General features: G+C 62.7%; 17 protein-coding genes and 1 pseudogene. 8 read left to right on the forward strand and 10 right to left on the reverse strand.

Annotation, left to right across the window (positions count from 1 at the left end; all coding sequences use genetic code 11):
• Positions 1-54 precede the first annotated feature (54 nt).
• Together GONAM_RS01030 and GONAM_RS01035 are read left to right on the forward strand one after the other, a co-directional pair.
• Positions 55-1,572, forward strand: coding sequence for a carotenoid oxygenase family protein (locus GONAM_RS01030; RefSeq protein WP_006864912.1), 1,518 nt, complete (start codon positions 55-57; stop codon positions 1,570-1,572).
• A complete protein-coding gene (locus GONAM_RS01035) occupies positions 1,573-2,778 on the forward strand; it encodes a thiolase family protein (RefSeq protein ID WP_006864913.1) in 1,206 nt (401 codons plus the stop codon).
• 40 nt (positions 2,779-2,818) lie between these two features.
• Here GONAM_RS01035 and GONAM_RS01040 read toward each other — a convergent pair whose 3' ends face one another.
• Genes GONAM_RS01040 through GONAM_RS01050 form a run of 3 tightly spaced genes read right to left on the reverse strand, consistent with a single transcriptional unit; the run spans position 2,819 to position 5,782 of the window.
• Positions 2,819-4,057, reverse strand: a complete 1,239-nt coding sequence (locus tag GONAM_RS01040; RefSeq protein WP_006864914.1) for an NAD(P)/FAD-dependent oxidoreductase — start codon at positions 4,055-4,057, stop codon at positions 2,819-2,821.
• A complete protein-coding gene (locus GONAM_RS01045; protein WP_006864915.1) occupies positions 4,054-5,442 on the reverse strand; it encodes a cytochrome P450 in 1,389 nt (462 codons plus the stop codon). Before GONAM_RS01045 ends, GONAM_RS01040 begins: the two co-directional genes overlap by 4 nt.
• A 19-nt stretch (positions 5,443-5,461) precedes the next feature.
• Entirely contained in the window at positions 5,462-5,782 is a 321-nt protein-coding gene (locus tag GONAM_RS01050) for a 2Fe-2S iron-sulfur cluster-binding protein (RefSeq protein ID WP_006864916.1), read from the reverse strand.
• 172 nt (positions 5,783-5,954) lie between these two features.
• On the opposite strand from GONAM_RS01050, the gene GONAM_RS01055 reads away from it, so the two are divergent.
• The 3 genes from GONAM_RS01055 to GONAM_RS01065 all read left to right on the forward strand — a co-directional run bounded on the left by GONAM_RS01055 (position 5,955) and on the right by GONAM_RS01065 (position 7,858).
• Positions 5,955-6,590 carry a TetR/AcrR family transcriptional regulator gene (locus GONAM_RS01055; RefSeq protein WP_040534919.1) on the forward strand — a complete coding sequence of 212 codons (636 nt, stop codon included), beginning with the start codon at positions 5,955-5,957 and terminating at the stop codon, positions 6,588-6,590.
• Positions 6,591-7,025: 435 nt separating this feature from the next.
• Positions 7,026-7,580 carry a substrate-binding domain-containing protein gene (locus tag GONAM_RS22180; RefSeq protein ID WP_157159113.1) on the forward strand — a complete coding sequence of 185 codons (555 nt, stop codon included), beginning with the start codon at positions 7,026-7,028 and terminating at the stop codon, positions 7,578-7,580.
• Positions 7,577-7,858 carry a MoaD/ThiS family protein gene (locus GONAM_RS01065; RefSeq protein WP_006864919.1) on the forward strand — a complete coding sequence of 94 codons (282 nt, stop codon included), beginning with the start codon at positions 7,577-7,579 and terminating at the stop codon, positions 7,856-7,858. Before GONAM_RS22180 ends, GONAM_RS01065 begins: the two co-directional genes overlap by 4 nt.
• On the opposite strand, the gene GONAM_RS01070 is transcribed toward GONAM_RS01065, so the two are convergent.
• The 7 genes and pseudogenes from GONAM_RS01070 to GONAM_RS01100 form a co-directional block, all read right to left on the reverse strand.
• A complete protein-coding gene (locus GONAM_RS01070; protein WP_006864920.1) occupies positions 7,855-8,727 on the reverse strand; it encodes a formate/nitrite transporter family protein in 873 nt (290 codons plus the stop codon). The two genes, GONAM_RS01065 and GONAM_RS01070, sit on opposite strands and share 4 nt — an antisense overlap.
• Positions 8,728-8,959: 232 nt before the next feature.
• Positions 8,960-9,535: a hypothetical protein gene (locus tag GONAM_RS01075; protein ID WP_006864921.1), complete on the reverse strand. Its 576-nt coding sequence runs from the start codon at positions 9,533-9,535 to the stop codon at positions 8,960-8,962.
• A 216-nt stretch (positions 9,536-9,751) separates the two neighbouring features.
• Positions 9,752-10,525, reverse strand: a complete 774-nt coding sequence (gene eutC / locus GONAM_RS01080; protein ID WP_006864922.1) for an ethanolamine ammonia-lyase subunit EutC — start codon at positions 10,523-10,525, stop codon at positions 9,752-9,754.
• Entirely contained in the window at positions 10,522-11,931 is a 1,410-nt protein-coding gene (locus tag GONAM_RS01085) for an ethanolamine ammonia-lyase subunit EutB (RefSeq protein ID WP_006864923.1), read from the reverse strand. The genes eutC and GONAM_RS01085 overlap by 4 nt, the downstream gene beginning before the upstream one ends.
• A complete protein-coding gene (gene eat / locus GONAM_RS01090) occupies positions 11,928-13,373 on the reverse strand; it encodes an ethanolamine permease (RefSeq protein ID WP_006864924.1) in 1,446 nt (481 codons plus the stop codon). Before eat ends, GONAM_RS01085 begins: the two co-directional genes overlap by 4 nt.
• 209 nt (positions 13,374-13,582) lie before the next feature.
• Positions 13,583-14,476, reverse strand: coding sequence for an SGNH/GDSL hydrolase family protein (locus GONAM_RS01095; protein WP_006864925.1), 894 nt, complete (start codon positions 14,474-14,476; stop codon positions 13,583-13,585).
• Between the two features lie 135 nt (positions 14,477-14,611).
• Positions 14,612-15,340, reverse strand: a pseudogene (locus GONAM_RS01100) (alpha/beta fold hydrolase); the annotation flags it as partial.
• Between the two features lie 629 nt (positions 15,341-15,969).
• Here GONAM_RS01100 and GONAM_RS01105 point away from each other — a divergent pair.
• The 3 genes from GONAM_RS01105 (at position 15,970) to GONAM_RS22610 (ending at position 22,789) form a co-directional block, all read left to right on the forward strand.
• Entirely contained in the window at positions 15,970-17,079 is a 1,110-nt protein-coding gene (locus GONAM_RS01105) for a tyrosine-type recombinase/integrase (protein WP_006864927.1), read from the forward strand.
• Positions 17,076-17,411: a helix-turn-helix domain-containing protein gene (locus tag GONAM_RS01110; protein WP_006864928.1), complete on the forward strand. Its 336-nt coding sequence runs from the start codon at positions 17,076-17,078 to the stop codon at positions 17,409-17,411. The genes GONAM_RS01105 and GONAM_RS01110 overlap by 4 nt, the downstream gene beginning before the upstream one ends.
• Positions 17,412-19,204: 1,793 nt before the next feature.
• Positions 19,205-22,789, forward strand: a complete 3,585-nt coding sequence (locus GONAM_RS22610) for a hypothetical protein (RefSeq protein ID WP_157159114.1) — start codon at positions 19,205-19,207, stop codon at positions 22,787-22,789.
• Positions 22,790-22,811: the final 22 nt, after the last annotated feature.

Genomic DNA, 22,811 nt, shown 5'->3' on the forward strand with positions numbered 1-22,811 from the left:
CGCAGGTCGGTCACTCTCGTAACTGTAGTGACCGGCCCGAAGGAAGTTGAGTCGATGGAGATCGAGGTTCTGGGCAAGCTGCTGTCGACGCTGCCCGCCGACGACGACCACCCGTATCGCACCGGCCCGTGGCGTCCTCAGACCACCGAGTGGAAGGCCGATGACCTGACGGTCGTCGCCGGCGAGATCCCCGCCGACCTCGACGGCGTGTACCTGCGCAACACCGAGAATCCGCTGCATCCGGCAGTCAAGAACTATCACCCTTTCGACGGCGACGGCATGGTCCACGTCGTCGGCTTCCGCGACGGGAAAGCTTTCTACCGCAACCGATTCGTACGCACGGACGGAATGCTGGCGGAGAACGAGGCGCAGCGTCCGCTGTGGGCCGGTACCGCGGAGATGCCCGATTGGGCCGAACGCGAAGACGGCTGGGGCGCTCGGCGACGGATGAAGGATGCGTCGAGTACCGACATCGTGGTGCACCGGGGCACCGCCCTGTCCAGCTTCTGGATGTGCGGCGACCTCTACCGACTCGATCCGTACTCGGCGAGGACGTTGGGCAAGGAGTCCTGGAACGGCGCATTTCCCTACCATCTTGGAGTGTCGGCCCATCCCAAGGTCGACGACCGGACCGGCGAGATGCTGTTCTTCAACTACGGCAAGGAAGCGCCGTACATGCACTACGGCGTGGTCGACGAGAACAACGACCTCGTCCACTACGTCGACATCCCGCTGCCCGGCCCCCGGCTGCCACACGACATGGCGTTCACCGAGAACTACGCCATCCTCAACGACCTGCCCATGTTCTGGGACCCGGAACTACTGGAGCACAACGTGCATTTCCCGAAGTTCCACCGGGACACCCCGTCGCGGTTCGCCGTCATCCCACGGCGCGGACAGCCCTCCGACATCAAGTGGTTCGAGGCCGATCCCACCTACGTGCTCCACTTCGTGAACGCCTATGAGGTCGGCGAAGAGATTGTGTTGGAAGGGTTCTACCAGGGCGAGCCCGAGCCGACAGCCGACGGAATCACCGACAAATGGCAGCGCGCCTTCCGTTACCTGGCGCTCGATCACTTCCAGTCGCGCCTGCACCGCTGGCGGTTCGATCTCCGGACCGGTCAGACGACCGAAGAACGACTGACCGACACGATCACCGAGTTCGGCATGATCAACGGCCGCCACGCCGGCAGCAAGCACCGCTATGTCTACGCCGCATCCGGCGTCGACGGATGGTTCCTGTTCAACGGGCTCGTCCGCCACGACACCGAGACCGGCGCCGAGGAATCGTTCCACCTCGGCGAGGGGGTCTTCGGCAGCGAAGCGTCGATGGCTCCGCGCGTCGGCAGTACAGGTGAGGACGACGGCTACCTGATCACTCTCACCACCGACATGAACGACGACGCGTCCTACTGCGTGATCTTCGACGCGGCGCGTGTCTCCGACGGCCCGGTATGCAAACTCGCACTCCCCGAACGCATCTCCAGCGGAACCCATTCCACCTGGGCAGCGGGCAGTGAGCTACGCCGGTGGCGGGAGACCGACACCGCCGCCGAGGCGGTCGGCCTCTAAGTGAAGACGGTTCGCTCGTCGCTTGCTCGCGACGTCTACGTATACGACGCAGTCCGCACGCCGAAGGGCCGCGTACGTCGCTCCGGCGGAACACTCGCCGACGTCCCTGCCCACGAGCTGCTGGCCGGCCTGTTGCGCGCGCTCGCCGCGCGCGGCCTCGACCCGCACGTCGTGGACGACATGGTCATCGGCACCAGCACCGCAGCCGGAGAACAGGGGAGTGCCATCGCACGCGCCGCGACGCTGTGGGCCGGCTGGCCCGACACGGTGCCCGGCGGCGTGGTCTCGCGTCTGTGCTGCTCCGGCATCGACGCCATCGGATCCGCAACCGCACGAGTCGCATCCGGGATGGCCGACGTGGCCGTGGCGGGCGGCGTGGAGTCGATGTCGCGCGTCCCGTTGCTGCACGACAAGCCGGCGTTCGCGTTCGACGGCGACCTCCGTGACCGGACCGGCTTCGTGACGATCGGCGTCTCGGCAGATCTGACCGCCGCCGACGCCGGGATCACCCGCGACGAGCTCGATGCCTACGCGGTCCGCTCACATCACCGAGCCGTCAAGGCCCCCACATCCATGTCGGTCGTCCCGGTGATGTCGCGCTGGGCGACACTCGCCGGCGACGAAGGAGCCCGTACTGACGCCGACGTGATCGGATTCGGCGCTTTGCCGACGCTTTTCGAGGACGACCCGTCCTGGGATCTGGTCGCCTCCCGACTGCCGGATTCGACGCGTCCGGCCGGCGGCCTGCACACCATGGCCACGGCCCCGCAGCTTGCCGACGGTGCGTCGGCGGCCCTGCTGGGTGGTGCGGAGTCGGAGCAGACCCTGGGATCGCATCCTCACGCACGCATCCTTGCCGTCACCCAGGCGGCGGTCCGGTCACCCAGACTGACCGCCGCGGTGGACGCAGCGCGAAAAGCATTGGCACAAACCGGTCTTCGCCCGAGGGACCTCGATGTCGTCGAGGCCAACGAGTCCTTCGCCGTGTCCCCGCTGCTGCTCACCCGCGAACTCGATCTCGACCCCGCCCGGGTGAACCCGAACGGCGGCGCGTGCTCCACCGGACACCCGCTCGGCGCGACCGGCGGTGTGCTGCTGGTGAACGCGCTCGATCACCTGGAGCGCACCGACGGCGAACTCGCTCTGCTCACGATTCCCGGCGGCCTCGGACTCGGCGCCGCAGCGATCGTCCAGCGCCTCAGATAGGCTGACGGAATGGCGAGCAGTGCCAGAACTATGCCGTGGTTTAACTTCGGACCGCAGCGAGTTGCGACGCGATCGGTACGTCGAGGTCGGCGAGTGCATCGCGGTCGACCGGCAGACTCTGTGCCAGAACGCGTTTGCTGAACATGAACTCTTGCGGGCGATTGACGCAGTCGGCCGCGATGAGTTCTCCCGCCCGCAGGTAGAAGCAGGCGAACTCGCGGTCCGTTGTCGGGTCTCCGCGGAGGACGACGGTGTCGTACCCGGTGTTGAGTCCGGCGATCTGCAGCTTGAGATCGTACTGATCTGACCAGAACCACGGAAGGGCCGAGATCGTCGTCTCTTTGCCGCACATGGTGGCCGCGGCGACCTTGGCCTGCTCGCCGGCACTGGGTACCGACTCGAGCCGAGTCTTCCCGTACCGCACATCGTGATACGTGACGCAGTCGCCGGCCGCGGTGATCCGAGGATCGCTGGTGCGCCCCTGCGCGTCGACGACGATGCCGTCGTCGACGGCGAGCCCGGCCTCGTGCGCCAACTCGACATTCGGGCGGACACCGATCCCGACGATCACGAAGTCCGCCGGGACCATCTCGCCGTCGGCGAGGCGCACCGCGGCCACGCGACCGGTTCCGTCGTCGCCCTCGAAGCCGACGACGGCGGCATCGGTTCTGATGTGGACACCCTCGGCTTCGTGGATCCGACGGAAGAAGTCGGAGACCTCCGGTGCGGTGACCCGCTGCAGAACACGGTCGGCGGCCTCGACAACGGTGACGTCGAGACCGAGTTTGCGCAGCGAAGCCGCAGTTTCGAGACCGATGTAGCCACCGCCCACGATCACGGCGCGCCTGCTGCCCGGAACGTCGGCGCGGATCGCCTCGACGTCCTCGGCGGTCCGCAGGTAGTACACGCCACGGAGTTCGGCTCCCGGAATCCCCAGGCGCACAGGGCGGGCACCGGTACACAGGGCGAGTCGGTCATACGACAGCGACTCACCATCGCTCAGGACAACGCGCTGCTCGGCACGATCGATGCGTTCTACCCGGGCACGACGAACCCGGATGTTCTGCTTGTCGTAGAACTCGGTTCCGCGGATCAGCAGGTCATCGATCCCGACGGTGTCCGCAAGGTACGTCTTGGACATCGGCGGCCGGTGGTAGGGCAGGTACGGCTCGTCGCCGATCAGGACGATGTCGCCGTCCCAACCCGACGACCGCAGCTGGGCACTCAGTTGGGCACCGGCATGGCTGGCGCCGATCACGACGGCACGTCCCGAGGTCATGACGGTGTCTTGGGCGTGAGTTCGACCATCAGCTTGCTGTACCCACGGACGAAGTTGGACTGCACGTACTCGGGCTCTTCGAGCACCTTGATGTCGTCGAAGCGCTGCAGCAGTTCCTCCCAGAGGATCCGGAGCTGCAGTTCGGCGAGACGGTTGCCCATGCATCGGTGCACGCCGTAGCCGAAGGCCATGTGGTTCCGCGCATTCGGGCGGTCGATGATGAGCTCGTCGGCACGCTCGAACTTGCTCTCGTCCCGGTTGCCCGAGGCGTACCACATCACCAGCTTGTCGCCCTTGCGGATGAACTGCCCGTTGAGGATGGTGTCCTTCGTGGCGACCCGCCGCATGTAGGCCAGCGGCGTCTGCCAGCGGATGATCTCCGAGACCATGTTGGGGATGAGGCTCGGGTCGGCCTTGAGCTTGTCGAATTCGCCGGGGAACTTGTTCAGTGCGTAGACACCGCCCGACATCGAGTTGCGCGTGGTGTCGTTTCCGCCGACGATCAGCAGCGTCAGATTGCCGATGAACTCCATCGGCCGCTTCACCAGGTCCTTGGTCTTCTCATTGGACTGCAGCATGCTGATGAGATCGAATCCCGGTGCCTCCCCGGCCTCCAGACGCGCCGCCTTGTCATGCCACAGTTCCGCGAACGCGCGGACCATCTCCAGAGCGGCCTGGAACACGACATCGGGATCGCTGCTGCCGCCGGTCGCCTCCTCGCTGCCGGCCGCCAGGTCGGACCAGCGAACCAGCTTACGGCGTTCGTCGTACGGGAAGTCGAGGATCGTCGCGAGCGTCCGCGCCGTGATCTCGACCGAGACCCGATCGACCCAGTTGAACGGTTCGCCGACGGGAAGGTTGTCGAGAACCTCGCACACGCGTTCCCGGATCAGCCCTTCCATCTCCTTGAGGTTTTTCGGTGCCACGACGCCCTGAACCGCCCGGCGCTGCTCGTCGTGTCGGGGCGGGTCCATCGCGATGAACATCTCGACGTCGAGACCCGGTGGGGGAGTGCCGATCACGATGAAGGGTTCGGCCGAGAAGGTTTCATGCTCCTTGTCGACGGTGAGGATGTCGTCGTACCGGGTCACCGACCAGAACGGGCCGAAACGACTGTTCGCCTGATAGTGGACCGGCGCCTCGTCGCGAAGGCGGGCGAAGTAGGGAATCCACTGACCCTGCCGGTACATGAACGGGTTGCTCATGTCGATCTCGTCCAGACCGACTTCGTCCACCGGCGGGATGGGCTTCTCCACATAGGATTCCGGCCGCGTCTCGCCGAGCAGCCGAGCGCGGGTCTTGTGGAAGAGCTGGAGGCCCTGAACCTGACGGTCCAACGGGATGTTCGCCTGCACCGTCTCAACGACGCGGTCGAGGATCTGCATCAGTGGTTCTCCGATCGGTTCAGAACTGGAATTCGGGAAGATTGACGACGAGACCGTCGTGTTCGGCGGAGAGTGCGATCTGACACGACAGTCGCGAGTTCTCCTGACAGTCGGGATTCATCTCGAGCATCTGCGCTTCGGTGGCGTTGCGACTGCCGGTCGCGGCGGCCCACTGTTGGTCGATCATCACGTGGCAGGTGCCGCAGGCAGCGTCGCCGCCGCAGTCGCCGTCGATTCCCGACACCGCGTTGTCGGTCGCGACCTGCATCAGGTTCTGACCCTCGACGAACGGGACTTCCTGCTTCTCTCCGTCGTAGGTGATGAAGGTGACGGTGGCCATGAGTTCCTCCTCGAATACCGCCCTGGGCTGTGACGGTCACCACTAGGTGTTGGCAGTGTCAACATAGAATGAACCACGATGTTGTCTCTGTCAACATCCATTGGCATGAAAGGAGGTCGTGGCGGGTTCACCCAGGTCGGGGGACTCGCGCAACCTCGGTAGAGTGACCGCCATGGCATCGGAGCGCACCACCTATCACCACGGCAACCTTCGCAATGCCCTCATCGACGAGGCCTGGGAGCTGGCTCGCAGCAGTGCTCCCGAGAAGGTGACCATTCGCGAGGTGGCGCGGCGCGCCGGCGTTTCCCACAACGCCGCCTATCGGCATTTCGCCGATCGTCAGGAGCTGATGACGTCGATTGCCGACCGCGCCCTCGCAACACTCGCCGATCTGATGCGTCAGCGGATCGCGACGGTTCCCGACGACCAGGCACCCGAGGTGGTCGCGCGGTCCCGATTCCGCGAGACCGCGCGAGCCTATGCCCTGTTCGCAATCGACGAACCGCATCTGTTCCAGGTCGCTTTTCACGCCGAGTTCTCCCGACCGGGCGTCAACCCCGACGTGTCGGCGCGCCGCGACGGCCCATACGCCATCCTCCACAGCGTCCTCGACGAGATGGTGGCTGTGGGGGAGATCCCGACCGAACGCCGCCCGGACTCCGAGATCGTCTGCTGGGCAGCGGTTCACGGTTTCGCCGAGCTCTGCATCAAGGGACCGTTGGGACTGTTGCCCGACGCCGAACGCGAGAACTACTTCGATCGGCTCATCGGCACGATTCTGCACGGACTCAAGGCGCCGCTCGCCTGACACCGACCGCCGATGGCGCTCATCGCGGATCATCCGCCTGAACTTCTGTGTCGCACGACGATTCGACTTCTTCCGGATTGCCCACCCGCGGCGTCGCGCTGACGTATGTTCACCAGAACCCAATGCCGAGGGAATCGGGTGTCTCCGCACGGGCGAGTCCGCAGATGCACTGCTGCGGAACTATCGGACACTGCGGAAGAGGTACCGATGTCAGCCAGGATTCGCCGGAGCCGAACGACGCGCGTGCTCGCGGCCATCACCGTCAGCGGGCTGGCGGCCGTCGGGACCGCCTGCGCCCAGCCCACCGAGGCGAGCACAGGGGAGTCGCTGCGGATCGTGCTGGGTTCGCCCCCGCCGGCGTCGCAGATACCGCTGGTCTACGGCGTCGGGGAGTACGGACGCGATTCCGGGCTGGACCTCAGCGTCGACGGGAACGTGACGATCACCGGCACTCACACCGACGCGGTGAAGACCTTGTCCGACGGCGATGCCGAGGTTCTCGCAACATCGTTCTCGGCGATTCTCGATGCGCGGGAGCAGGGCAAGGATCTGAAGGTGTTCTGCCCGTACGTCAGCATGGACGACTTCGTCCTGGCCGGCGCCGATGGTGTGGACACGGCCGGCCAACTGTTCGAACCATCGACTCGGGTGGGTGTCGACAGCCCGGGCGGCGCAGGGGCCATCGTCCTGAATGCGCTGTTGAGCGGCATCGGTGAGCCCCGTGACGTCCACGAGATCCCGAATCCGCGAATCATCGAAAGCGCAAACGCCCGAACCAAAGCCTGGGCCACCGGACAGCTCGACGCCACCGTCATTCACGACACGCAGTTCGACGCCGCCCGATCAACGGTGAACCGACCGGTGTTGATCGCCACTCTCTACGACAACGCCCCGGGTTTCATCAAGGTGGCCCAGGCCGCCGGGCGGACTGGCTCGCACAGAACCGAGAACTGGCCGCGCGGTACTGTGCCACCACACTGCGGGCGATGACGACACTGAAGAGCGACTTCGCACTGTTCCGAGCGGCGGTCGGCGAGTACGTTGACGAACCTCCGTCCGAACAGTCGCTTCGAGAGCTCTACGACCTCATCCAGAAGTATCCGTTCTGGACCGAGGACGGCGGGCTCTCCGAAGACAGCGTCGGGTTCATGATCGACATCGCGACCGAATCGGGCGTCCTGACCGAGCCGATGAGTGCCGGCGATGTCGTCGACCGGGAGACGCTGCGTCGGGCGGTCGAGCTCGCGGACACACCGTCGACCGGTTAGCTCTCCTTCTTCTCCGAGGGCACGTCATTGCGATCCGAGTCGGGCCCGGGCGCTTGGCGTTCCTGCTCGACCAGTTCCTTGGTCCGGAGCAAACGCAGGGCCGTCACCAAGACGATTCCACCGATGATGTTGAACGCCACGGTGTACCAGAACCACGACAACCAGCCGACGACGGTGACGCCGCCGCCGACCTGGATCGCACCGAAGATGAGCAGCGAGTCGAGGACGGAATGGAACAGCTGTAGACCCGCGAGCAGAAACGCTGTTCCGACAGTCGCCGCGATCTTGGCCGGGTCGGACGACGTACCCTGCTGCATCCGGGTCAGCAGGGTCATGACGGCTCCACCGAGGACCGCCAGGCAGATGCTCTGCAACGACAACGGTGCGTCGACGAAGTGATGTGCCGACTCTGACAGCGTCTCGTTCCATTCCGGAAACGATCGCGTGATGAGCCACATGATGACCCAGCCGCCGAGGAGGTTGGCCAGCAGCGTACCGACCCAGAGCTTGATCAGCTGAAGGACAGATCCCTTACGCGCCACCACCGCGGCGATGGGCATCAGGAAGTCCTCGGTGAACAGCTCGCTGTGCGCGAGGTAGATCGCGATGAGTCCGATACTGAAGGCGAGGCCGCCCAAGAGGTGGCTGCCTGTCTCGTGGACGACGGCCAGCATCGCCATGACACCGAGTCCGACCTCCAGCCCGCCGAAGAAGCCGGTGATGAGCACTGTGCGCACCGCCCGGTACAGGCGTTCGGTGCCCTCGGTCACGACTTCGTCGAAACTCTCCTCGAGCTGCTGTTCGAGGGGGCCGTCCGCGCGACCGGCCGCGCGTCGATCGTCCTCGTGGTCGCGCTGGTTCGCGGTCATCGCGCGATTCCTCTCGGAACGCGGGGCAGGCGGCACGCGCCGCCCCTGGGCGGTCCCGCGCTGCTGCAGGTGCGACCCAAATGCTACGCGTCGTCGACGACCACCCAGGGGAACCGACCAGTGCGCAATCGGCGTGTTTCACCGGCGACCCCGGGCCATTTGTCGCGAAGGGGCATCCGAACGGGTTGCGACGCAGCGGTTTCCGGCCCGTGGGCCACTGCCGTGGAGAGTGTCAGGCCGGCTCCAGCGCCCGGTTCGCCTTCTCCAGAGCGGCGAGCGTTCGCAGGATCGAATCCCGCTTCGCGGTCAGGTCCGACACCTTGGCCTTGCCACTCAAGCCGGAGTCCTTCTGCGCGACCGTCAGGCGTTCCTCGATCTCGGCGAGCTGCGCCAGCAGGTTCTTGGCGCGGCTCATGAGTTCGGCCCGGTCCGGCCGGGTGACCCCGGACTTGTCGTTCTGGGTCTTGGGGGCCGGCGTCTTGCTGCTCGCCTTCGGCGCGTTGGTCGCGGTGCGGGTCGCGACGCGCTGTCCCGGCTTGGACTTGCTGCGCGTAGGCGTCTGCGAGCGGGTCTGGTTCAGCAGCACCCGGGCCTCGCGCGCGGCCACGCGGTGTTCGTGTTCCTCCTCGTCCTCGGAGGCGAGCGATCCACCCAGGGGCCGCAGACCGTACAGGCCGACGAACTCGCGGGCCGCAGCGATGGTCTGTTCTGCAGTGCGGCAACGCCCGCAGCGCGGTTCGCCACGGAGTTCGGCGATGTCCTCGGTGGACGAGCACCACACGCAAACATGCGAAGTGAGGTCGGTCATGAAAGCATCGTCAGCAGCGGAATTCACGTGAGAAAAGACTACGGCACATGGCTTTTCGTTCTGCAGCGGGGTTGCACCCTCACTCCGACGGGTGGTCCGGAGGACGATCTTCCGAGGACGCCGCCGCCTCGATGACCTCCGCAAAGGGCGACGATGTCTTCGCCGCGACCCATGACAGTCGACGACGGCGACTGTCATGGGTCGCCCAGACGGTATCTAGCCGTCCAGAATGCGCGCGTCACTGTCCGCGAGTTGGTCGCGTGAGGTGTCCTTGAGCGCGACTCCGGATCTCCCGAGTTTGCGGGCGCCGTCCACCAGGGCCGCGGTGATCGCGGCGGCGGTCGTGTAGTCGAGACCGTCGGGCGGGTGGATGTTGGAGATGCAGTTGCGGTCAGCGTCATGGCGTCCCGCTTGCGGGAGATGGGTGAGGTAGATGCCGAGACTGTCGGCGACCGAGAGCCCGGGGCGTTCGCCGATGATCATGATCATCGTCTGGGCACGGAGGGCTTCGCCGATGTGGTCGCCGAGTGCGACCCGGGCCTGGGTCGCGATCACCGGGGGAGCGAGCGAGTAGCGCTCGCCGAGGGTGTCGAGGAGCGCGTCGAGCAGTCCCCGTCCGTGGTCGGCGAGTGCGCGCGGTGAGAGTCCGTCGGCCAGCACGATGGCGAGGTCGGCGCCGGTGTCGGGCAGATGAGACAGGTCCGCGGGCTGCCGTCCGAGATCCGGTCGCCTCAGGTACTCGCCGCGGGAATCGGCCCGGCTCTGCACATGCAGTGCTGGTTCCATGTCGAGTTCGCTGATCTGCCGGGTCAGGTCGTCGACGTCGAGAGGTTCGTGCACGGCGTCGCGCGCAGCGGAATGAGCAGCCTTGAACTCCAGTACTCGACGCGAGGGGAGTGAATTCCCGGCCCGGCCCAGGCCGATCCGCGCCTGGGTGGTCAGTCGTAGGTCGGCCCAATGGTCCTCGGCCGGTTGATCGGCGGCGTTCATCGGGCCACCGTCAGCGAACGCAAGGGAGAGTTAACCACGTCGACCGGCAGGATCCGCCCATCGGTGTCGGCCATCCCGAGCCCCGCCAGCCAGGTCTCGAATTCGGGAGCGGGTCGGAGGCCGAGTGCCTGACGCACGTAGAGCGCGTCGTGGAAGGACAGACTTTGGTAGCCGAGCATGACGTCGTCGGCGCCGGGGACGGCGATGACGAACGCCGCGCCGGCGACGCCCAGAAGGGTCAGCAGTGTGTCCATGTCGTCTTGGTCTGCTTCGGCATGGTTGGTGTAGCAGACGTCGACCCCCATCGGGAGGCCGAGGATCTTGCCGCAGAAGTGGTCTTCGAGACCGGCGCGGATGATCTGTTTCCCGTCGTAGAGGTACTCGGGTCCGATGAACCCGACAACGGTGTTGATCAGGAGTGGTTCGAGAACTCGCGCCACCGCGTATGCCCGTGTTTCCAGGGTCTGTTGATCTACGGGTTTGCCGCCGGTGCCGAGATGCGCATTCGCCGACAGCGCGGAGCCCTGCCCGGTCTCGAGGTACATCACGTTGTCCCCGACGGTGCCTCGCTTCAGGGATCGGCCGGCTTCGTTGGCTTCCCGCAGGATCGCCATGTCGATCCCGAAACTTCGGTTGGCGCCTTCGGTTCCGGCGATCGACTGGAAGACGAGGTCGACCGGTGCGCCTTTCTCGATGAGGTCCACGGTGGTGGTGACGTGGGATAGGACGCAGGATTGCATCGGGATCCCGAAGCGCTGCCGGATGTCGTCGAGCAGGTACAGCAACTCCGACGTGGCGTGAGGTGAGTCGGTAGCCGGGTTGATGCCGATCACCGCGTCTCCGCAGCCCATCAGCAATCCGTCCAGAGTCGCTGCCGCGATACCGCGCGGATCGTCGGTCGGATGGTTGGGTTGCAGTCGGGTGGCGATGCGCCCTGGGAGACCGACCGTGGTGCGGAAGCCTGCGGTGACCGTCGCGGCCGCGGCAACCAGGATCAGGTCCTGGTTGCGCATGATCTTCGACACGGCGGCGACCATTTCCGGGGTCAGCCCTGGTGCCACAGCGGCGATCTGATCGGCACTGTCTGCGCGAGTCGAGGTTTCGAGGAACCAGTCGCGCAATCCGCCGACGGTAAGATGCGCGATCGACTGGAACGCCACCCGGTCGTGGGTGTCGATGATCAGTCGGGTGACCTCGTCGGACTCATACGGGACGACTTGCTCCTCGAGGAAGGCTGTCAACGGTAGATCGGCGAGTTGCCATGCCGCAGCGGCCCGTTCGGCATCGGACTCGGCGGCACACCCGGCGAGTTCGTCGCCGGAGCGGCGTGGAGTGGCCTTGGCCATGAGTTCGACCAACCCGTCGAAGGTGTAGGTGGTACCCGAGATCGACTGGGTGTAGATCATCGCAGGTCGTCCTCCGCCTCGGCGAGGGCAGCGAACTCCTCGTCGGGAGAGTTGGCGACGAGCTTGTGGCGGCTGTACACGGCGAAGTAGAGCATGAACAGGGCGAACACCCCGAGGCAACACAAGGCCGCCACCACGTCGACGAGGAACGTGGCGATGACCGCGATGACCGCGACGACGAGGGCGAAGCCGGTGGTCACGACGCCGCCGGGGGTGCGGTACGGGCGCTTCATGTCCGGCTCGCGGCGACGGAGAACGATGTGGCTGACCATGATCAGCACGTAACTCGACGCGGCACCGAAGACGGCCATGTTCAGCAGGAGGTCGCCCTTGCCGGTCAGTGACAGCAGGAAGCCGATGACCCCGGGCACGATCAGTGCGAGCGTGGGCGCCTTGCGTCGGTTGGTCACCGACAACACCGTCGGCAGGTAGCCGGCTCGGGAGAGTGCGAACAACTGGCGCGAGTAGGCGTAGATGATCGAGAAGAAGCTCGCCACCAGACCGGCGAGTCCGATGTAGTTGACCACCTTGGCCATCGACGAGTCGCCCAGAGCCTCGACCAACGGGTTCCCCGACTCCGACATCGGACCGGCACCACCCGCGCCGGTCGTGAGGAACAGCACGGTCACGCAGGTGACGAGCAGGACGCTGATCGCGGCGATGATGCCCCGCGGAACATTGCGTTCGGGATTGGCGGTCTCTTCGGCCGCCAGCGGTACACCTTCGATCGCCAGGAAGAACCAGATCGCGAACGGAATGGCCGCCCAGATACCGATGTAGCCGAACGGCAGGAAGGACGACGACCCGGCGGCGTCGTTGGGTGCGATGTCGGTGAGGTTGGCGACGTCGAAGTGTCCGATGGCGGTGATGGCGAAGATGATCAGACCGACCAACGCGATGGCGGTGATCGCGAACATCACCTTCAAAGCCTCACCTGCGCCGGACAGGTGGATCCCGATGAAGATCATGTAGACGACCAGATACACCCACCAGCCGTCGGTGATCCCGAACAGGTTCAACGACTCGACGTAGGCGCCGATGAATGTCGCGATCGCCGCAGGGGCAATCGAATACTCGATCAAAATCGCAGTGCCCGTGGCGAATCCACCCCATGGGCCGAGTGCGCGACGGGCGAAGGTGTAACCACCGCCGGCCGCAGGCAAAGCCGAGGACAGCTCGGCCATTCCCAGTACCAGACACAGGTACATAGCGGCGATCACGACCGCGGCGATCGCGAGACCGCCGAAGCCGCCGTGTCCGAGACCGAAGTTCCAGCCCGAATAGTCGCCGGAGACCACGTAACTCACACCTAGACCGGCGAGCAGCAGCCAACCGGCGGTGCCGCCCTTGAGCTGCCGCTTGGCGAGATAGTCCGCCGACTCCGCGTGACTGTCCACGCCACCGATGTGGTGGTGCGGACTCTGAGATTCGTCGATAGCCATGACCGGCCTCCTCGGGACAGGACCTGGACCCAGTTACCCAGGCCATACTGATCCGTAAACGTGACGCCTGACATTAAGGCGAGCAACGTTGCAACCAGGTTGGTCAGGTGGTGGGCTGTCCGAAAGGGCAGGGAACGTAGCGGTGAGACGTCGGGACCGACATGCCGCCCGATCGGCAAGACTGGGCGAGTAGGTGCTCGGAGAGGCCCTCAGCGCAGTGCGGCCACGACCTGGTCGGCCATCGCCTTCTGACCGAGTTCATTGGCGTGCATCGCCGGGAAGCTGACCGCACCCAACGTCGGCTCGACCCACCGCCGAGCGCCCGCGCATGCGTCGTGGCCGGCGGAGACCTTGGTCATGTCGACGAAGGTGGCCCGTGTGGTTGCGGCGGCGCGGCGCATGGCGTCGTTGAGGACGACAAAGGCACGGTGAAGGTATGCGGTATCTCCGGGCGTCGTGAGCAACGACGCCGAGCAGAGGGCAGTGCCCTTGGCCGGGAAGATCTGCGGATACCCGACGAGGACCACGCGGGCCCGCGGCGCGGCGCGGTTGATGCCGCGCAACGCTTTCACGAGGTCGGGATAGGTCGAGGACTTGATCTTGTCCACAAATGAGGTGCCGTACCTGTCGCGGCACGGGGTGGCCGACAACGGCGCCGACAGCCAGGCCTGCTGGCAGGCCGACGTCGCGAAACTGAAGAACCCGTTGTTGTTCGCGCCGATCGTCAAGGTGATCAGGCGGGTCGCCGGTCCTACCGCCTTGATCTGCGGTCCCTGCCACAAGTGTTGCGGCCGAGTCAGATCCTCGGTCGTCGCGCCTGAGCAACTGGCATCGACAACCGGGGTCCCGCGTCGCTCTGCGACGAGGTGGGAGTAGTTGACGAGCGAGTTGGAGCAGAACATCGCCGCATTCGTCGCCTGGGGAAATACCGATGCGCCCGCGCTGTAGCTGTCACCGAGATTGACGTACGGATGCCCGTCGGCTGCCTGGGCCGCGCCGGCATGGACGAGTCCGCCGACAAGGGCGGCGGCGGTGGCCGCCGTGGTCAGCATTGTTCGGATGCCGAGTCGTCGGCGCTTGCTGTGGCCGTACGGCACGGGCATTCGGGGCACTCCAGATCGTGGTGCTCATGTTACTGATGTTGCTGATGAGACTAGCACGACTGGGTCCGAACCAATCCACGGTCACGCGTGAACTTTCTTTGCGTACATCGAGACGTCGTGATGAAACAACTCAACTTAGTGAGGGAGTCGGGCGAGCCAATCCAGCAGTATGCCGGTGAGGCGTTCAGGGGCGTCCAGCTGGATGAGGTGGCCCGCTTCAGGGACGATGCGGAGTTCGGCGCCGGGGATGGTGCCCGCGAGCATGTGCGCCCGGTCGAGAGGAATCCAGGTATCCCGTTCACCCCACACTATGAGAACCGGAAGTGCGAGCTGGTCGTAGCGGTGCTCGATGTCGCGGGTGTAACGCTCGTCGGCCTGCTCTATCTGTCGATAGAACGCGGCCTGACCGTCGTCGCCGAGCCAGGGGCGGACGAGCGCGTCGTGGTCGAGGTCGCGAATCGGGCGGTGCGCGGCGCCGGCGACGTACTCACGGACCAATGCTTGGTGTAGGGCCGCGGGTAGTTGCGCGAATACGTCAGCATTGTCGGCTACGAGTCGGAAAAATGGTGAGCCCCAGGGACTTAGGGCTACCACATCAACCAACGCCAGCGCTCGGAATACGGTGTTGTGAAGAAGGTGCGCCCGCAGGCTCACCGCGCCGCCGTAGTCGTGTGCGATGACGATGGGTCGATCGAGGCCCCATGAATCAACCAGTGCGGCCAGAGCATCGCCCTGGACGGCGAGGGACACGTCCTGGCCGTCGAATTTCGAGGATTCTCCGTAGCCAGGCATGTCCCAGAGGTAGACCGTGTGCCGTTGGGCCAGCGCGGTGGCGATGGGCCTCCACAGCCATGATGACCACGGGGTGCCGTGACACTCACAGGCAGGACGTCCGACAGCAGCTTAGACAATGCGATTCTGAAGGGGCATTGAAGTTCAGCTATTCGTCACTGTGACGTTTTATTGAGGGTGAGCTGCTTATAGGAGAAAGGGGGCTAGCCGCCAGGAATGCGACGCGATCGACAACGAAAGAGGACTTCGGTGAGCGTCGCTATGCACCTCGACCGAGGATCGACCCGACAAACCACGCCACCGCGTGCCGGCGATCGAAACCAGTTGCGGAACAGGCCGACAGAGCTCGCCGGTATTTGTGCCAGCTGCCCAGCTGGGCGTCGAACACGAGATGCTGGGGCTGCAAGAGACCGCTCAACTCGTCCTAGTTAAGTGCCGATAAGATACATTATGTCAACTAAAGTACTGCATATTGCATCAGATGCATCAACTCGCGCACTCCTCCAACCTTGCCCCCGCAAGCGCCAACCCAACTGCTACACAGCGACATTCGGAGCATCGAAGGTTCCACGACGCCACGAGAGCCTAAGCCTGTGGCGTGGCAACCAACCGATCCACGATCCGTTGACCTGGGGTCTTGACTTGATGATGCATCAGATGAATCATTGATGCATCAGATGAGACACGGCCTGGAGGTGCCGATGGCGGTTGACGATGTTGGACGCGCCTATCTCGTCAGTGCTGTCCGGCCGCTGCATCCCGAGGAACAGACCATCGCAGAGATGCTGCAGGGATGGCGCAACCAGCAGCTCAGCCGCAACCTCCGGTTCGAGACCATCGATGCCCGCATCAAGCAGGTCGAACGGTTCATCGATCACTCGAATGAGCACCCGTGGTCCTGGACAGTTGCGATGGTCGACGAGTTCTTCGGCGATCTCAGATCGATCCACAGTCTCTCCCAGTCCTCCATCCGCGCCTACCAGGTCGGCCTGCGGCAGTTCTGCTCATACATCAGCAATCCCGACTACGGCTGGGACCGCGTCTGCGAGGAGCTATTCGGCACCCATCCATCGCAGGTCTTCTTCGACTGGAACACTGCCCAGCACGTCCAAGAGAACGAGTCCAGGCCAGATAAGCGGGCATTCACCAAGCGCGAGATTCAAGACTTCTTCGACCATGCCGACGATCAGGTCTCGACGATCGCCGCATCGGGACGCAAGGGGTGGCTGCCGGCCTACCGCGATTCCGTGATGTTCAAGCTCGCCTACTCCTACGGCCTTCGCTTCAACGAACTCGCGCACCTGCAAACCGTCGACTTCGCGCGAAACCCTCATGCCAAGGAGTTCGGCAAGTTCGGGGTGGTCAACGTCCGATACGGCAAGGCCAAGAAGGGGTCGCCGCCAAAGCGTCGTGGCGTACTTACTGTCTTCGACTGGACCCCCGAGGTCATCACCGACTGGCTCGCCAACGGCCATGCCCACATGGACGACGGCATTGACCTCTTCCCCAGTGAACGCGGCAACTTGGTCTCAGAAACCACGCTGATTCGACGTTTCCGCAGATACTGCGACGATCTAGACCTGTCGCCAGGGCTCGACCTCCACTCGTTTCGACGGTCATACGCAACCCACCTGCTCGAGGATGGCTGGGATGCGATGTTCGTCCAGCACCAAATGGGTCATGAACACGCATCCACCACCGCAATCTACAGCTGCGTGAGCAGCGATTACCGGACGAGGACCTTGCGTAACGCACTCGACGCAACACTCAATGCCGCACTCTCCCCCACCGAGAAAGGTGGCGCATCATGAAGCGCGACGTCGACTACACCTGGCGGCTCGCAGAACTCATGGCCAACCACCAGATGCACAACAGCACCGACCTCATCCCCCGACTCAACGAGCGTGGCATCACGCTCTCGCGACCGCAGGTCTACCGCCTAGTGCACCAGCGCCCCGAACGTGTCTCCCTCAAGCTCATTGCAGCTCTGTGTGACATCTTCGACTGCGGCCCTGAGGACCTCGTGACTGTCACCGCAGCCAACGCCCGAAATAAGGCCGCCAGCGCTGGCCGCGAGAACGTCGTCGAGCTCAACAAGGCAGTACGCCCACGCCGAGCGAGGATCATCAGTGACGACGATTGAACCCCGCCGACGGAATACAGTCCGAGGCCGGCCCAAAGCAACCGACGGCCAACTGGAATGCGTCCGCTGCCAGCGACACATGCGTAAAGCTGCGGTTACGTGGCCGGATGGCAAGGTGTGCAACTCGTGCTTCTACGATGCCACGAGCCTGTTCGGGTCATGCCCAAGCTGCGGCATGGAGCGCATGCTGCCAGGACGACTGGAAATCGGTGATCAGCCAGTATGCCGAGACTGCGCCCGCATCCGACAGGACTACCACTGCCGCTCGTGCGGCCAGGAAGCCCGTCCATACCGCCGCGGAATCTGTGCTCGCTGTACCCTCCGCGCAGATCTCGAACACGATCTGATTCGCGACGACACACCCTCCGAAGTCGCCACACTGATCCACGCACTCTGTTCTGCCGACAGACCCGAAAGCGTGCTGACATGGAAGCGATCAGCGAAGGTGCAACCCCTTCTATCGGCGGTGGCGTCTGGCGCCACAGCCCTTACCCATGAGGGCCTCGACGCATACGAGCCGACTGGCAGACACGTGGAACACCTACGGTCGATCCTCGTACACCACAAGGCTCTACCACCCCTCGATAAGTACATCGCCTACTTCACACGGTGGCTCGAAGACAAGCTCGCCGCAGTGGAGAACGACGAGATCAAGCGTCCAGTCCGACAGTTCGCAACCTGGCATCATCTACGCCGGATCAACGAACTAGCTCTCGCCGGCAAGCCGACGCGAGGACCTGTGCACACTTCCAAGCAGGAAATCACTGAGACACTTCGGTTTCTCGAATGGCTTGATGCCGAGCAAGGCCGCACGATCGCGACTTGTGTCCAACAGGATGTCGACCAATGGGTTATGCCAGGCCCGACCACACGCCACGCAATCCGAACGTTCCTGATCTGGGCCGCCAAGTCACGAATCAATCGCTCCGTCACTCTCGGATTTCGGCAAGCAAGATCCGTGCGCCTGCTCACGCAAGAAGAGCGCCTGGCGTGGATCCAGGAACTCTTACAGGGTGACAGTGAGTCACTCCCCTACCGTGTTGCCGGGACTCTCCTACCCCTGTACGCACAGCCGCTCGTCAAGGTGGCTGAATTCCCTATGGAGAAGGTAGTCATCACACCCGACGGGCTAGCACTGCAGCTTGGCGATCCGCTGTCTCCCGTTCCAGAGCCCTTTTCTGCACTACTCCGTGAGCACATCTCGAGGAGACCTAACCTACGCACGACCGGCGCAGGAAGCCCCTGGCTGTTTCCTGGCTTCCGCCCGGGCGAACATATCCATCCCAACACGCTGATGGATCGGCTCCGGTCCCTCGGTATCGACCTTCTCGGCGCACGCAACACGGCTCTACGTGAACTTGTCGCCCAAGTTCCAGCGCCAGTCGTCGCCGAGATGCTCGGGTATAGCGATCAAGTCACGCAGAGACACGCATCTTTGGCCGCAGGCCCATGGCAACGCTATGCGTCAACCGATCCTCGGCAGGTAGGGCGACGAGATACTTCGTAATTTTGCAATAAGACCCCAGTAACCGTTCGTTAGCTTTTAACTTTACCCGCATCTGCTATTCAGAGTAAAGGAACCAACAGTGCCACTCATCTGGCCGCCCATTAGTCGAGACGATCTACGGGACGCCGCTAAATTGGCGGGATTCGATACTCTGTTACCGCTACTCCTTCGGAGACTTATCCTTGAAACGTCACCCAATCTTACGCATATCGATATGCCGGGTGGGTCGGGCGTTGCATCCGGCGGCTTCGACGGAGTAATCTGCAACGATTCTGTCACTCCATTCGTGCCTGAGGGAACTTCAGTATGGGAACTCTCAGTCGGCGGCGGAAATGGCAAGGCCGAAGAGGACTACCTCAAGCGCACGTCAGGTCCAGACGGATTGCCAACCACCCAAGTTACCTATATCGAAGCAATACTTGAACCGTGGACGAAATCCCGAGACTGGGCGACCACGCACCGCAAAGAGGGGCGTTGGCGCGATGTTCGGGGATACAACGTCGACCAGATACACACATGGTTGGACCAGGCGCCGAGCACGATGGTGTGGCTCGCCGACCAAATTGGACGAACTATTGACGGTGCGGTTTCCCTGACGTACTGGTGGGAAAAGTTATGGCTGGCAACGACATCGGTTCCGCTAGAACGCGCAGTAGTACTTGCGGGACGAGAGAACGAATCAAAGAAGCTCCTAGAGCTACTGCGAGGACCGAATCCGATTGTTAACTTGGGAGGCGACATCCGGGCGGAGGAGGCACTTGCCTTCATAGCGGCAACACTAACCTCCGAAACGCCAACAATTGAAACTCAGCGACTCTCCGCACGTACAATCTGGATTCGGAGCGCTGAGGCGCTCGATAAGGTCGCTCGCCAGACCCAGCCAACAGTCTTCGTTATCTCTGATCCGACTCTCACACACAGACTTTCAAATTTGGACCGGCACAAGTATCTTATTGTTTCCGCTCCACACATGCTCTCGGCCGACATCGTACTTCCTCGACTCGACAGCCAACTGGTTGCAGCACAGCTCGAAAAGGCTGGGCTTGAGCATGACGAGGCAAGAAAACTAGGAGCCCTGGGCCGGCGTAGCCTGCTAGCTTTGCATCGAACCCTTGGTATCCATTCCTCCTTATTCTTGCCCAGCTGGTCTCAACAACCTGACGCCATTACCCGGCGTCTCCTGCTCCTCACGGCATGGAACGAAGGCAGCCCCGGAGACGAAGCCACAGTGGCAGAGTTCTTCAATCTGGAGATGAACGAAGTTCAGTCGGCTTGCGAGCGACTCTCAGCAACTACTGACATACCCTTCACAAGCAAAGTCGGGACCACCTGGCATGTCACAGCGCTCGAGGACTCGTGGTCCCTGATTGGCGGGAGTCTGACGGCGACTGATCTGGCGGCGTTTCGCGGCATCACCATCAAGGTACTAACCGAGATTGATCCAGCAACACACCTCCCCCGCGGCGAACGCTGGAAGGCGGGACTCGCAGGCGCACGCCGACAACACTCACACGATCTACGACGTGGCATCGCAACTTCCCTCGCCATCCTGGGGAGCCTCGACATTCCAATTCCTTCCACTGGGTCGACTTCGAGCCGATTTGTTCGCAATGTCGTAAGAGAGATCTTCGAGTACGCTTCAGCTGACAAGGACTATGTCCGTTGGGAGTCACTATCAGACATCATCAGCCTTCTCGCGGAAGCGGCTCCTGAAGAATTCATCGAGGCCTTGCGCTCGGGGCTATCGACGGACGCCCCACTCCACGTCTCAATGTTTCAGGACAACAATGACGGCGTCGACATTCTTAGCCCAAACTCACCGCATTCGAATTTCCTGTGGGCACTCGAAATGCTTGCTTGGTCCCCCGATTACATCGACGATGTAGTCGACCTGTTGGCCATGCTGGCCGAAATAGACCCGGGAGGAAAGCTGCAAAATCGCCCGGAAGCCAGCCTTTTCGGCATTCTGAACGCATTCCATCCGAACACCTACGCAAACACCGTGGACCAGACTCGATGCATCGAAACTATCGCTAGCAGACATCCAGCAGTTGGCCGGAAACTAATGATCGACCTCGCATCTGACGCTCGCAGCATGGTTATCGTGAGCTCAAAACCGCAGTTCCGGGAATGGGCGAAGACCCACGAACGAACCATGCATGACGTATTCGCAATCAAAGAAACCGCGTGTAGGATCATTGCCGAAACGGCCACAACGGCAGATGAGTTTGTCGAGGCCATCGAACATATCGAGAATTTCCCTTCTAATCAACGGCAGGCAATCCTCTCGAAACTATCAGATGCCAAAGATTCGAAATCAAGAAAAGAGATAGTTGAAGTTTACGAGTGCCTTCGGCGAAAGATTGCACATCATGCTGAGTACGCCGACTGCGATTGGGCTATGCCGGAGGCTTTACTAGATGAGCTCCGGACTGTACGTGATCTCTATCTACCAGACACTCCGAGCGCGCGATACAGATGGTTATTTGCGCCAGGATTCATACAACTCGGCGATCTGCGCAGGCGTGATAACTGGGAACTGTATCAGACCGAACTTCACAGGCGTAGAGTCCATGCTGTATCCGAAGTACTGAAAGAGGGCGGTCTCGATTCCGTTGAAGAGTTTGCACGTAGCGCCGAGTTCCCAAACCTCGTCGGAAACGCGCTAGCTGAATGCGATAACAACTTCGACACCGTATTCATTTCCTGGTTAAATGAAGAAGATAGTATCCGGAAGTCAATTTCGGCAGGATATCTCTCCTCAAGAATTAGAACCGACGGAGAAGAACTTGTCGATCAACTGCTGCGCGTTTCGCCCCATGTCGCAGTCAAGGCTGCAATCCTGAACCTGACCGAGCCTGGACTGGCCTTGCAAAAGGTTGCAGACATGTCTGATGAAGTTCAGGAGGAGTTCTGGAGGAGGTTTTCATATCTGGGCCTCGGCCAGAAATTCTCAATGCTTAAGGAGGTTGCACACTCACTACTGTCGGTAAAGCGACCTGCGGCAGTCATTGACTTCATCCACCTTTACCTTGATCGATGCAGAACAGACGTAATTATGGCGAGGTACGCTGCCGACGCGTTTGAAATGATCGTCAAGAGTGACGGTGTTGACGAACCGGCAGGCCGGTTCAGTGCGTATGAGATAGAGCGCGTCTTTGAAATGCTCCACGCGCATCGTGATGAGATAGGGACTAACCGACTTATTAGGCTGGAGTGGATGCTATTCCCGATCAGTGGTCTAGAGGCGCACGCACCCAGCCTTCATCGGGCAATCATCGAGGATCCTGGGTTTTTTGTTGAGCTCGTAACTCTCTGCTATCGAGAAGATTCGAGCGAACCCAGCCAGCCTGAGGAAGACCGAGCTGATCAGTATCGTGCCGACCAGGCGCTTCGTGCCTACGAGGTATTACGGACATGCCGCTTGTGTCCCGGCCTCTCCGATTCTGGTTCGGTCGATCCCGACTCACTGCACGAATGGGTGACGTCTGCTAGATCTCTTCTTAAGTCAAAGAACCGCGCATTAATTGGCGACATCGTGATCGGCGAGTTACTGGCTAACGCCCCCAGTATGTCCGACGGGGCTCCAATCCACGAGACCGTGAGAGATCTCCTCGAGACACTCCGCAGCTCCGACGTCGAGCGTGGGCTGCGCACAGGAATCTATAATTCACGGGGTGTTACAATGCGCGGAATATATGACGGTGGTGCGCAGGAGTTTGATCTGGCAAACGAGTTCGACAACTTCGCCAAATCGGCGCGAAAGTGGCCACGCACCCGTCAGCTCCTCACGGAACTCTCGGAATCCTACAGGGCAGAAGCCCATCGCCTCGAAGCTGCGACCGAACGGAAAAGGCAGGGAATCGAGTAGCACGTTAAGCGCGTCAACTAAG

The organism is Gordonia namibiensis NBRC 108229 (assembly GCF_000298235.1).
GTDB lineage: Bacteria > Actinomycetota > Actinomycetes > Mycobacteriales > Mycobacteriaceae > Gordonia > Gordonia namibiensis.

Coding starts and splice junctions, on each gene's coding strand:
- eutC (WP_006864922.1), bottom strand. CDS start 10,525: ATGAACGCCGCCGATCAACCGGCCGAGGACCATTGGGCCGACCTACGA.
- GONAM_RS01095 (WP_006864925.1), bottom strand. CDS start 14,476: ATGCCCGTGCCGTACGGCCACAGCAAGCGCCGACGACTCGGCATCCGA.
- GONAM_RS01105 (WP_006864927.1), top strand. CDS start 15,970: ATGGCGGTTGACGATGTTGGACGCGCCTATCTCGTCAGTGCTGTCCGG.
- GONAM_RS01045 (WP_006864915.1), bottom strand. CDS start 5,442: ATGCAGATCCTCGACCGCGTCGTTGAGACGGTGCAGGCGAACATCCCG.
- GONAM_RS01040 (WP_006864914.1), bottom strand. CDS start 4,057: ATGACCTCGGGACGTGCCGTCGTGATCGGCGCCAGCCATGCCGGTGCC.
- GONAM_RS01050 (WP_006864916.1), bottom strand. CDS start 5,782: ATGGCCACCGTCACCTTCATCACCTACGACGGAGAGAAGCAGGAAGTC.
- GONAM_RS01070 (WP_006864920.1), bottom strand. CDS start 8,727: ATGACCGCGAACCAGCGCGACCACGAGGACGATCGACGCGCGGCCGGT.
- GONAM_RS01110 (WP_006864928.1), top strand. CDS start 17,076: ATGAAGCGCGACGTCGACTACACCTGGCGGCTCGCAGAACTCATGGCC.
- GONAM_RS01030 (WP_006864912.1), top strand. CDS start 55: ATGGAGATCGAGGTTCTGGGCAAGCTGCTGTCGACGCTGCCCGCCGAC.
- GONAM_RS01075 (WP_006864921.1), bottom strand. CDS start 9,535: ATGACCGACCTCACTTCGCATGTTTGCGTGTGGTGCTCGTCCACCGAG.
- GONAM_RS01085 (WP_006864923.1), bottom strand. CDS start 11,931: ATGATCTACACCCAGTCGATCTCGGGTACCACCTACACCTTCGACGGG.
- GONAM_RS01065 (WP_006864919.1), top strand. CDS start 7,577: ATGACGACACTGAAGAGCGACTTCGCACTGTTCCGAGCGGCGGTCGGC.
- eat (WP_006864924.1), bottom strand. CDS start 13,373: ATGGCTATCGACGAATCTCAGAGTCCGCACCACCACATCGGTGGCGTG.
- GONAM_RS01055 (WP_040534919.1), top strand. CDS start 5,955: ATGGCATCGGAGCGCACCACCTATCACCACGGCAACCTTCGCAATGCC.